Origin of the sequence: Acaryochloris sp. IP29b_bin.148 (assembly GCF_028285565.1) — a bacterium.
Classification (GTDB): domain Bacteria; phylum Cyanobacteriota; class Cyanobacteriia; order Thermosynechococcales; family Thermosynechococcaceae; genus Acaryochloris.
The window spans coordinates 1-11,977 of the sequence record NZ_JANQOY010000039.1; the positions used below are offsets into that span (position 1 = coordinate 1).

An 11,977-nucleotide genomic window follows, 5' to 3' on the forward strand; every position below is an offset into this window, starting at 1 on the left:
CACTTGGCCATTGCTCTCAATGCCAGTCGGCAGAAGGATAGCGATCATCAATTGCGAGAAGCCTGGATTCATCTGCGGGTTGCTGGGTTATCACTCCAGCCTTTAGACCCTTACCAGCGGGCGGTCACCCTTCCCGAAGTGTCTAACAAAGCCAAGAGGCTCAATGTCCGACTCAACGGCAACAACTACGTCAGCGAAAAGACACAGCAGTCCCTTAAAACCGCCCTAGAGGAGGGGCATTCCTTCAAATTGCCGACTGCCAGCCCTGTCCTCCAAGCCCCCCTTGCCCCGATGTCGATTGCTACAACATCTCAGCCTTTAGAGAGGACGACGACTCTATCGTCAACGAACGGCCATCATCGTCCCGCTGCTAGTCTTGGCCAATCCAACAGTCATTTAGCCAATGGTCATTTGTCCAATGGCCATCAACAGGGGCAGACAGCCGTTCTTGAACGCGCAGGCGGGTCGAGAGGAGGACCCACCACGAACGGCCATTCAGAGGATTCAAATCGCGTTTCGGGCGATCGTCCTCAACTTGGCGGCAACCCACCTACTCCCCCTGCTCGACATGCTGTGGCTGATGGTTATCGAGGCGATGACCGAATTTTAGACAGCATAGAGCATCTACTGAGCCACTTTAATCAGCACCATCGCCAGACGCTGGAGACCCATCAACAGTACCTCAGCAATCATTTGGCCTATACCCAAGGATTTCTTCAGCTGATGCATCAGCAAAATGCGTTATTGCTAGACGGCAACGAGATCGCAAGTCAGATTCCACCTGAAGTGATCGGCAGTCTGGAACGCAATATGATGCAGTTTCACGCCCACCAAGCGGAGACCCTGCGCACTCATGATCAATCCATCACGCAGCAGGGTGAATATGCAAAGCAGCTTTTCCAAATGGCTCAACAGCAGTATGGTCAATGGCCTGTCCCTCGGGATACAGGGCCAGCAATCGCCCCGGTGGAGGACGGTTCCAAGGGTCACAGCGCCTCACTCCCAACGGTCTCGGGGTTGATTCCTCAGTCAGAGCTATCGTTGTCGAGCGCCTATATCAATCAGGGCAACCCAGCACTGGAGCGCTCGGCTGTTCCAGCAAACACTCTTAATGGAGAGGGGATCTCTCCCACCATCGCCCTCCCTGAGGTTGAGGCATCGGCCATCGCCCCCTCTGCAGCATCTGAGTCACGAGAAACAAATCGTCCTCCTGCCGTTGATTTAGAGGCCCTCAGTCAAGGGCTACTGGCCGTGGTCAGTGATAAGACGGGCTATCCCATCGATATGTTAGGGCTAGAGATGGATATGGAGGCCGATCTAGGCATTGACTCGATCAAGCGCTTCGAGATTCTGGGGGCACTGATGGAGAAATATCCTGATTTTCCCCAGCCTGATCTGGAAGTGCTAGCCGAAATCGAAATGCGAACCCTCGATCAGGTGGTTGAATTTATCCAGTCGCAGGCGGGCAATACTGTCTTACCGACCGCGCAGAGAATCGCTTCGGGGCAACCCGACGCTGAGCTTCTCCAGAATAGTCCAGTCCTTGCAGTCCCCCAGGATCAGGACTTCAGGAGATCGGAACTGGAGCCACCGCAATCCGCTGTAGCGATGCCACTTTCTGACCCTCAAGTCGATGTAGAGGCGCTCAGTCAAGGGCTACTGGCCGTGGTCAGCGATAAGACGGGGTATCCCATCGACATGCTAGAGCTAGAGATGGATATGGAGGCCGATCTAGGCATTGACTCGATCAAGCGCTTCGAGATCTTGGGGGCGCTCATGGAAAAATATCCCGATTTTCCCCAGCCTGATCTAGAGGAACTCGCTGAAGTTGAGATGCGGACCCTGGAGCAAGTCGTTGCGTTTATGCAGAGTTTGCAGGCGGGCGAAAAAAAAAAGTATCGCTTGACCCCTCCAGCAACGGAGTTACCCTCAAGCATTCTTCGACAACCCGTTCGGCTGAAGTTTCTACCGCCCCCGGACAGGATGGACTTGCCCTTTCCTAACTCCCAGGTGAGCATCATGACGGACTACGGATCTGCGATCGCACCCCCAGTCGCTCAAGCTTTCGTTGATCTGGGCTGGAAGGTTGTGATGCTGAGCCATTCCCCAAGCCTCCCCCGCCCCGATGGAGTTGAGCAGGTGATTTTAGAGGACTTCAGTGAAGCCCATTTAGCGCAGCAGCTAGGGGCGATCGTCACCCAGTACGGTTCCGTGAGTGCATTAATTCACCTGCATCCGCCGGTCTCCACCAGTGATGACAGTCTGTACTCGCCAGCGGAATCTGCAATCCTCAAGCAGATCTTTTGGATGGCCAAACACCTCAAGATTGAACTCAATCAGGCTGCGCAACAGGGACGGAGCTGTTTTCTAACCGTGGCCCATTTGGATGGCGCCTTCGGAACCCGAGGTCAAGCTGACTTTAGTCCCCTTTCGGCAGGGCTATTCGGTCTGACCAAGTCCCTGAACTGGGAATGGAACGATGTTTTTTGTCGGGCGATTGATCTGAGTCCTGAGCTAGATATAACGCTCTCTGTTCAGCACATTATGGCGGAACTCCACGACCCCAATCGACGGGTCGTGGAAGTGGGCTACAGTCCCCAAGGGCGAGTCACGTTGGCTTGCTAGAGGCCGCTTCGATTGATTGAGATCCATTAGATAGATTCGATTATCCTCACCTAATCCATCACAATGAGTATTAACTCTTCTATCGATAGCAACACGACCTTTCTGGCCAGCGGCGGCGCTCGGGGCATTACGGCTGCAGCCGTGATCAAGCTAGCCCAGACCTACTCCTGCAAGTTTATTCTCCTGGGGCGCACTACCCTCACGGGAGACCCGCCCGCTTGGGCGGAGGAGAAGCAGGATGAAGCGACGCTCAAACAGCGCATCTTTGAGCAGCTACAAGCGCAGGGGGAAGCCGCTACCCCGGTTAAAGTCCAAGCCGTTTATCGATCGCTGACCACGCAACGAGACATTCGAGCCACGCTCAATGCCATTGACCAGGCGGGCGGGAAAGCCGAGTATTTGAGCGTTGATGTCACCGATGCGATCGCCCTTCAACAAAAGCTACAGCCCTGTCTAGAACGCTGGGGACCGATCACGGCCATAATTCACGGTGCAGGTAATCTAGCCGATAAGCGCATTGAAAAAAAGACGGAGCAGGACTTTGAGCGAGTTTATGCCCCCAAGGTTGTGGGGCTAGACCATCTACTCCAGAGTGTGGTTCCCGAACAGTTGCGATACCTGATTTTGTTCTCTTCTGTCGCCGGTTTTTACGGCAATGCAGGGCAGACTGATTATGCGATCGCAAACGAGATCCTCAACAAAACCGCCCACTGGATGCAGCCGCGCTACCCCAACTGTCATACGGTGGCCATTAACTGGGGACCGTGGGACAGCGGTATGGTCAGCCCTGCGCTCCAGCGGGCCTTCGCCGAACGGGGGATTGAAACCATTCCCCTAGCCGTGGGCACACAGATGATGGTGGATGAACTCTCCCTCGAGCATCGCGAAACTCAGGTGGTGATTGGCAGTCCTTTAAAAATGCCTGCGATCAAGGTCAGTGAGGCCCTGCGAACCTATCATTTGCATCGCCAGCTCCAGCTTGCCAGCAACCCGTTTCTCTTCGATCACGTGATTGCAGGGCAGCCAGTGCTGCCAACGACCTGTGCGATCGCCTGGATGGTTCATGCCTGTGAACAGCTCTATCCCGGTTATCAGTTCGTACAACTACAGCAACTCAAAATTCTCAAAGGCATCATCTTCGATGACCATCTGGCCGATGAGTATCAATTGGACATCGTAGAAACCGACAAGCAAAACGGAATTGCCTTAGACACAAAGATCTGGAGTCGAACGCCGACCGGACAACCTCGCTATCACTTCAGTGCCCAAATTCAGCTGCAATCTCACTCTCCGGATGCCCCTAACGACCCGACACTCGTGGTTACGGTGCATCCAGAACCCGAACAGGAGGTTTACCAGCAGGGCGATCTGAGTTTGTTTCACGGCCCGATGTTCCAAGGGGTGAATGCGGTGTTAGAGGCTAGCTCCAATCACCTGGTTGCCCGATGCTCTGTGGAGCCTCTGAGTGATCGCCAGCAGGGGCAGTTTCCCGTTCACACCATCAACCCCTACATCGCTGATGTGCAGAGCCATTCCCTGTGGATATGGACGCAGCGGTTTTGTGAACAAGGGTGTCTACCTGCCGAGATACGCCAGTACGAGCAGTTTAGGTCCATTCCTTTTGATCAGGATTTTTACGTCTTCTGCAGAATTAAATCCCAGACGGGAACGGCGGTCGTTGCCGATGTGATTGCCCATGACCAATACGGCAATATTTACAATCGCATGTTAGATGCCAAAGGAACTAAATTGCCCCTTAATCGGCTTATCGCTAAAGAACCCTCCAACGCTATCTCTCAGCACAGTGCGCCATGCTAAACAATTTTCTGGCCCGACCCAATAATTTTCCGCTCAGGCGACTATTTTGGCGGTTTTGGTACAACTATTTTGCCTCTAAATATCAGGACATCAATATTGTGCTGATGAACTATGGTTATACCGACTTCAAGACGGATCGGTTATCGCTTGATCACACCGACGAACGGGAACGCTATTGCATTCAGCTCTACCACCATGTCGCTAACGTCGTTCCGTTAGAGGGGCTGGACGTTTTAGAGGTCGGCTGTGGACGGGGCGGGGGAGCATCTTACCTGCGGCGCTATCTCAATCCTCAGTCAGTAACAGGGGTTGATTTTTCGGCGAACAATATTCAGTTCTGCCGTCAGCGCCATCAAATGCTAGGCCTGGAGTTTAGCGTGGACGATGCGGAATCCTTGTCTCTGCCCGATCACGCTTTTGACGCAGTGGTCAATATCGAATCATCCCACTGTTATCGACAAATCGAACGCTTTTTCTCGGAGGTATTCCGAGTGTTGCGTCCTCAGGGTTACTTCTTGTTTGCAGACTTTCGCCCCCAAGAGGCTGTGGAGGCGACTCGAAAGCAGCTAATCAAGGCTGGGTTTTCCATTCTGAAACAAGAGGCGATTACTGCCAATGTTCTGGCGGCAATGGATCTAGAAAATGAGCGAAAGCTCGGCATTATCAAAACCAAGATTCCAGTTGGTTTTCACGGCCTGGCCCGCTGGTTTGCAGGGATTCAGGGTAGTCCAGTTTACGAAGCTTTCCATCAAGGAGACCTGGAGTATTGGTGCTATCTCCTGCAGCAATCGCATCCTTCCCAAGGATAAACTGCCATGAATAAATCAAATCTGACATCTAAGACAGACGACCTGGCCATTGTTGGCATGGGGATTCACTGGGGGCCAGGGACGAACTTAGATAGCTTTGAACGCCATATTTACGAGGGGAATGGAGGCGATCATCAGATCCAACCTTCAGAACTTGCAGAGAAAGGACAGCTCGACCCTGCGCAGCAATGGATGCTCACAGCAGCGAATGAAGCATTGCAGGATGCTGATGTAAACCGAGGGGGCGCGATCGCTGTCATCATCACTTCTACCTCACAAACGCAGGTATCCCATTCTGAAACGGCGGATCTGATTCGTTCACTATGGCGCTTTTCGGGTGGGTTTTCGACGCTAGAAGCACAAGAGACGTCTACCTTTGCAGCTCTCGAACTATCGCAGCGGCTCCTAGCCGCACGAGAGGTGGATACAGTACTGGTAGGTGTTTTAGGGCGCAGCGGCTCCAGCGCTATTGTTCTGAAGCGGCTAGAAACTGCCACAGCGGCAGGAGAGCGTATCTATGCTCTGATTAACGCGATCCATCCGTCTCCTCCACCCCCTGAGACTATCCACTACCTAGAACTCTGTGGTGGCGCATTAGCAACAGCCGATCTCAGTATCTATCAAGGATCGGCCCTCAGCTGTGCCTTAGGGACATTATCCCCAACGCTGCCGCCGACTTCAGATCTCACTCACCTGATTAAGGTCGCGCTCTGCCTTTATTATCGCTATCTTCCTGCGGTGCCTCAAGGGGCTGGTCCTCAGCAGGATTGGCAACACAGTCCCTTTTATGTGCCCACTGAGTCCCGTCCTTGGCTATTAGACGCTAACGCGTCGCTCAGGAATGCTGCTGTTTATCAGAGCCAAAGCGGTGGGCATATCCTTTTGTCAGAGTGCCCCGCTGGCCGATCCCTCAACAACCGCTATCTAGCCCAAATGCCCCTGTGCTGCTTTGCCCTTGCGGCGCCTGATCCATCAACACTCCTGGAAAAATTGCACGCGCTACAGGATCAGATCGTGGATAGTGCTTCCCTCAAGGCCGTCGCCCACGAAACCTGGCGAGCGTTCCATCAAGCCACCTACGTCCTAGTCTTGCTGGCAAAGTCTAAAGCAGAGCTAGACCGGGAAATCCAGCGAGCCCTCACGGGTATCCCCCAGGCGATCGCAACCACTGAAGATTGGCAAACACCAGCGGGGAGCTACTTTACACCTCGCCCGCTGGCCCAAACTGGCCGCATTGCCTTTGTTTATCCGGGTGCCTTTGGAGCCTATGTGGGGTTGGCTCGAACGCTCTTTCGCCTGTTTCCCAGCCTGTACGATGATCCGCTGCTCCAAGAGGTGAGTCAGCGAGCGGCAAAGGTTGAGAAAATCCTCTATCCAAGAAGCCTCAAGCCCCTCTCCAGACGACAGCGGGAGGCAATCGAACAGCGCTTGTTGAGCGATCCATTTGCAATGCTGGAATCGGAACTTGCCTACGCCAGCTTAGCCACCGCCACGCTTCGAGACTACTTCCAACTGCAGCCCCACTGTGCGTTTGGTTATAGCCTGGGCGAAACCAGTATGATGTTTGCTCAAGGCGTCTGGACAAGCCTCAATGAGGGCAGTGCCGCTTTTAACGCCTCGACCTTGTTCCGCAATCGCCTCTCCGGTCCTAAAAACGCTGTCCGAGAACACTGGGGACTTGCCGATGCCGATGAACTGTCCTGGAGCACCTATGTGGTTATGGCTCCTGCGCCCCAGGTCAAAGAATGCTTGGAAGCTGAACCTCGGGTGTATTTAACTCAGATCAACACACCACAAGAGGGGGTGATTGCTGGGGAAACGGCAGCCTGTGAGCGAGTGATCAAAGCCTTAAACTGTAACGCTTTTCGAGCACCTTTTAACCATGCTATTCACTGTGCGCCAGTCCGCTCCGAGTACTCAGAACTGGTGCGTTTGAACAGGTTCCCTGTCGAGCAGACTCCCCACCTAACGCTGTATTCGGCGGCAGGCTATCAGCCCATAGAAACCGAAAGTGAGGTAATCGGTCAAAGCATTGCTCAGAACCTCTGCCAGTCCCTAGATTTCCCACGTTTGGTGAACCGTGTTTATGAGGATGGGGTGCGAATTTTTGTGGAAACGGGGGCTGGTAGTACGACCACCCGCTGGATTGATCAGATTTTGGCTCAGCGCCCCCACCTTGCCCTCTCCTTTAATCGACGCGGTTTAGACGAACATACAACGATTGTCCGTGCCCTTGCCAAATTGCTCAGTCATGGCGTGTCGGTGGATGTGTCCCCTCTGTTTGAAACCCATGCTATGACGCCGCCACCTGCTGAACCTGCGGAAATACGGGCAAGGTTGTCTGAGAAGTTGCAAGCTGCCCGCCTGCAAACCCTTCATTCGCAGATCTTTCAGGGCCTTCGCTTCGGTGCCGTCCCCCCGAGATCGCAAGGTTTTCAAAGCCGCTCTTCACATTTTTCGTCAGCAATCGCAGTCAAATCCCATGCCAACGTCACCCCTGCTCGCAGTATCAATCTGAGTCCTTGCCCGGCACAAAGCCCTCAACCCTCTCTGAGTCGCCAGTCAAAGAGCTATGGGATGCTGCATCAGAATAATTTGCAGATGGCTCGTGTTCATCGCGACTTTTTACGCTGGCGCCAAGATTCGCTTCAACAGATGCAGGAGATGCTCCAGCTTCAGCTCCAGGTTTCCCAGACTTTACTCCAGCGTTCAAAGGACTAGCCCCCAATGACCATCAGTTCCGCTCTGGAAAAAAACGAGAACTGCGTTTCTACCGCAGCTTTTTCAGGTTCAAATCCGTTAGCAGCGATCGCCTTTGATGCCGCAGGTATCAAAGCCAAGCTTCTCAATCTCGAGGAGCCCTGTCATGTTGTCAGATTTGCTAATCAGCTTGGGGTGACCCACACTGACCCGTTGCGGTTAGGGACCGTCGAACCGCTTATGACCGTGCCGCCGCTGCAGCAGTTGGGAGATCCGAGTTTTTTAGCGTGGCATGGGGTGAAAATGGCCTATGCGGCTGGTGCAATGGCCGGTGGGATTGCGTCAGAAGATCTAGTGATTGCCCTTGGGAAAGCTGGGATTCTCAGTTCCTTCGGTTCTGGAGGATTGGGGCGCGATCTCATCACAGCTGCCATCCACCGGATTCAGGACGCGCTGCCCCAAGGACCATATGCCTTTAATCTGCTCCATAGTCCCAATGACGCAGCCATGGAGCGCAATACGGTTGAGCTATACCTAAAGCATCATATCCGCACCGTTGAAGCCTCGGCCTTTATCAACCTCACGCCCAGTCTGGTCTACTATCGAGCAGCGGGGCTCCAGCTCAGTCCCAACCAGCACATCAATATTCAGAACAAAATCATTGCTAAGCTGTCCCGCCGGGAAGTGGCGACCCAGTTCCTCCAGCCTGCCCCGGCTACCATCCTTAAAACATTAGCCATCCAAGGACTGATTTCTGAACAGCAGGCCCAGCTTGCCGCCCAAGTTCCCATGGCGGACGATATCACGGTCGAGGCTGACTCGGGCGGTCACACCGATAACCGTCCTTTGGTATGCTTACTGCCCGCCATCCTAGCGCTGCGAGACGAGATCCAGACCCAATACAGCTATCGAACGCCAGTCAGGATCGGGGTAGCAGGCGGGATTAGCACCCCCCAGTCTGCATTAGCCGCTTTGATGATGGGGGCTGCTTATGTGGTCACAGGATCAGTGAACCAGTCTTGTTTAGAGGCTGCAGCGTCTCCCCATACTAAACGGCTATTGGCTGAGGCCGAGATGCACGACGTGATCATGGCGCCTGCTGCCGATATGTTTGAAATGGGGGTTAAACTCCAGGTTCTGAAAAAAGGCACGCTGTTCCCTCTACGGGCGCAAAAGCTGTTTGACCTCTACAAAACCCATAACGCGATTGAGGATATTCCCCAGGTAGAGCGGCACAGACTGGAACAGCAGATCTTTCGGCGTCCTCTTGACGAGGTTTGGCAAGAGACCCAGGCGTATTTAGTGGCGCACAAACCGGAAAAGCTGGCGAAAGCGGCAAACAATCCCAAGCTGAAGATGGCGCTTATCTTTCGGTGGTATTTGGGGTTGTCGTCTCGCTGGTCCAAGACAGGGGAGTGCGATCGCATCGCCGATTATCAAATCTGGTGCGGCCCAGCGATGGGAGCGTTCAATAACTGGGTCAAGGGCACCTACCTTGAAGCGCCTGATCAGCGCCGCGTCGTAGATGTGGCCATTCACATGATGAGGGGAGCTGCCTTTCTCTATCGTGTCAATGCCCTGAAGCTACAGGGACTGAATATGCCCGCCCACTACGGTCAGTATCGTCCTATTCCCCCTGAGTAAGGGGGGAACCCGGTCTAGCGTTTACCCCAAAGAGAGAACATTCTATGAGTCCGTCCCCTTCTCCAGATACCCAGAAACAGCTCACCCCTGCCGCCATTCAAACTTGGCTAACCACCCAAATTGCCGAGCAGCTCGGCGTCCCTCCTGCCGAAATTGATATTCAAGAACCCCTAGATAGCTATGGTCTCAGTTCCGCACAGGCCACCTGTATCCTGGCCAAATCAGAACCCATTTTGGGAGTGGAAGTCTCTCCCCTGCTGCTGTGGCACTATCCGACCATCGCCTCTCTGTCCCAACGTCTAGCCGAAGAATTTGAAGCGTCTGATTCTGAAGTGTTTGAACTCTGAGGTCTTGCTGTGAATACATCCGAACTGGTTAACCGCCTCTCTCAGAAAGGCATCCGAATTTGGGCCGAGAACGAGAAGCTCAATATTCGTTCTCCGAAAGGCGTCGTCACCCCAGCGCTACGAAGTGAGATTGCAGCTCATAAAACTGCAATTCTGGCGTTTTTAAAGCAGGGTGAGTGCCAGGAAAACAGTCTAAAGAATGGCCTCAGCCTCGCCACTATTGGTCATCTGATTGGGGGGACGCAAGGGATGTCTACCCGTTTGCCCATCATTGACGCTCGGGTAATGGCCCAAAAGGTCTCCGTTACATTCCGTCCGTTGCCGAAGCGATACAAAAACACACGGATTCTGCGGTTCCGAGAGGCGTTAAAGCAACAGCTCTGGTATCAGGGGGTACGGGTGGTGGCGTGGCGCGAGGCAACGCGGCAATTTAAGTACACCCTCAAAATCCCGATCCTGGGCTGGAAAACAACGATTCAAACCCGAACCGTGAAAACTAGTATTGATGCCGTTATTGATGTCGAGCGATCGCCCTCTCTGTGGAGTCGTGCAAAAAACATTACGGCTGAGGCCCTCTACTGGCTCTACACTCGGACCGTGGCTCGCGGTCAAACCCTATCCATTCCGCGAATTGCCATGCTGATTGGCTGGGCCGAAGAACATGCCGCTAAAACCGTCGAAGATCCAACCCGGACTCAGGTGGTGATGCTGACCGACTTGAATCCAGCATTTACCCATCCCCAAACCTCCTATCGTCAGAAGATCGATCTGGGGATCAATGCCCTGATCCGAACCTTCTCCGAAATTATGATTGGCGTTTCTGAGGATCAGATTTCGATTTTGAATATGAATTTGTCGGACTCGGTTTTTGCGACAGCCGATTTAAACCGCTTCGTGGCTCAATCTCTGATTCCTAAGATTTTTGTTCCCATTGCTCCGCTGTTGCTCAATCAGTTTGAACTTGGTGAATATAACCCTCAGCAATCGGGCGATGCAGGTCGGTTGGTTAAGCTGGGTAAGGCTCTGGCACCGACGGGCTTGTTCCCCCCTGGCTTCAAGCTGAGCGATAGGATTCAGCGGCGATCGCATCGAGACATCGTTGATTACCTTGTCAATGGGCGGACGGGTGTTTCCTACGGCTTTGTGGCCTATATCAAAGCCCCTCAGTATGTCGGAAAACCAGAGATTGATCGGGATGAGTGGGACTCACTGGCACCGGTTCAGGGACTCTCTCCTGCTGAAGTCCGGCAGAATCATCGCGGGCGACGGTATGCAAACGTGCGTGCAGGACATAGTAGTGATCGCCCATCGCACCGCTTCCGCCAAATCCCAGATATTTGGGTGGTTAGTGCTCGATCGGGTGCCAATAAGACCCAGCTCGATCTCAATCAAGACGTTTTGCAGATTGGTCTGACCGATCAGCTGATGCTGCAATTGCCAGAGGGAACTGACTCCGCAACCGATATTAAGCCATCCTATGACCTGTATGTGATGGTGGCGATTGCCCTGTCATCGGCGCTATATGTCCCTCACTTGGTTAAAAATGGCGCTCCCATTGTCCATTTTCATGGCTATCCATCAGCAGATTGGTTTCAGGCGAACGAATACTGGACAGGTGCTCAAAACCCTTCCGTCCCCTGTGGAACCTACGAGTCTGGAATTTTTAACTTTTTGGGGCTTTCCAGTCTGACGAATCTACCTAGCGAGAACATCCAATTAGTCAGTCTGATTGAACCCGATCACGGCGCTAATTTTATTGCCCCTGACTGGGAGTATCTCGTAGAACGGCTGATCAGGGGCTGTGAGCAGGGCCAGATTGAACTGGGAGGCAAGCACTTTCGGTCACTGGCGCATCACTGCGCTTTAAGCACAGACTAGTGTTAGCCCATACACAAATCTTGTTACGGTTTTTCAGCAATTTCTGTTAGCATAGTTACGCTTCTAGGGCTTGTAGCTCAGTGGACTAGAGCACGTGGCTTCGGACCACGGTGTCGGGGGTTCGAATCCCTCCTGGCCCGTTCTTGATCGTCAACC

Annotated in this window: 7 protein-coding genes and 1 tRNA gene; all 8 read left to right on the plus strand. The window is 53.4% G+C overall.

What is annotated here, in order from left to right; genetic code table 11:
* Positions 1-2,625: phosphopantetheine-binding protein (locus Q0986_RS04080; protein ID WP_299404359.1), on the plus strand; the 2,625-nt coding region annotated here is incomplete at its 5' end.
* A gap of 63 nt (positions 2,626-2,688) precedes the next feature.
* Complete coding sequence (locus tag Q0986_RS04085) at positions 2,689-4,443, plus strand: SDR family NAD(P)-dependent oxidoreductase (RefSeq protein ID WP_299404361.1); 1,755 nt, start codon at positions 2,689-2,691, stop codon at positions 4,441-4,443.
* Entirely contained in the window at positions 4,437-5,252 is an 816-nt protein-coding gene (locus tag Q0986_RS04090) for a class I SAM-dependent methyltransferase (RefSeq protein WP_299404363.1), read from the plus strand. The genes Q0986_RS04085 and Q0986_RS04090 overlap by 7 nt, the downstream gene beginning before the upstream one ends.
* A 6-nt stretch (positions 5,253-5,258) precedes the next feature.
* On the plus strand, positions 5,259-7,973 hold the full coding sequence (locus Q0986_RS04095; RefSeq protein ID WP_299404366.1) for a PfaB family protein: 2,715 nt from the start codon (positions 5,259-5,261) through the stop codon (positions 7,971-7,973).
* Between the two features lie 6 nt (positions 7,974-7,979).
* Entirely contained in the window at positions 7,980-9,596 is a 1,617-nt protein-coding gene (locus tag Q0986_RS04100) for a PfaD family polyunsaturated fatty acid/polyketide biosynthesis protein (RefSeq protein ID WP_299404369.1), read from the plus strand.
* Positions 9,597-9,640: 44 nt separating this feature from the next.
* Positions 9,641-9,943: an acyl carrier protein gene (locus tag Q0986_RS04105; protein WP_299404371.1), complete on the plus strand. Its 303-nt coding sequence runs from the start codon at positions 9,641-9,643 to the stop codon at positions 9,941-9,943.
* Positions 9,944-9,952: 9 nt separating this feature from the next.
* A complete protein-coding gene (locus Q0986_RS04110) occupies positions 9,953-11,821 on the plus strand; it encodes a hypothetical protein (RefSeq protein ID WP_299404374.1) in 1,869 nt (622 codons plus the stop codon).
* A 66-nt stretch (positions 11,822-11,887) separates the two neighbouring features.
* A tRNA-Arg gene (locus tag Q0986_RS04115) sits at positions 11,888-11,961 on the plus strand.
* Positions 11,962-11,977 lie beyond the last annotated feature (16 nt).

What these genes read in the sequence shown, in the direction of transcription:
- Q0986_RS04095 (WP_299404366.1), top strand. Translation starts at nt 5,259, where the DNA reads ATGAATAAATCAAATCTGACATCTAAGACAGACGACCTGGCCATTGTT.
- Q0986_RS04100 (WP_299404369.1), top strand. Translation starts at nt 7,980, where the DNA reads ATGACCATCAGTTCCGCTCTGGAAAAAAACGAGAACTGCGTTTCTACC.
- Q0986_RS04105 (WP_299404371.1), top strand. Translation starts at nt 9,641, where the DNA reads ATGAGTCCGTCCCCTTCTCCAGATACCCAGAAACAGCTCACCCCTGCC.
- Q0986_RS04090 (WP_299404363.1), top strand. Translation starts at nt 4,437, where the DNA reads ATGCTAAACAATTTTCTGGCCCGACCCAATAATTTTCCGCTCAGGCGA.
- Q0986_RS04085 (WP_299404361.1), top strand. Translation starts at nt 2,689, where the DNA reads ATGAGTATTAACTCTTCTATCGATAGCAACACGACCTTTCTGGCCAGC.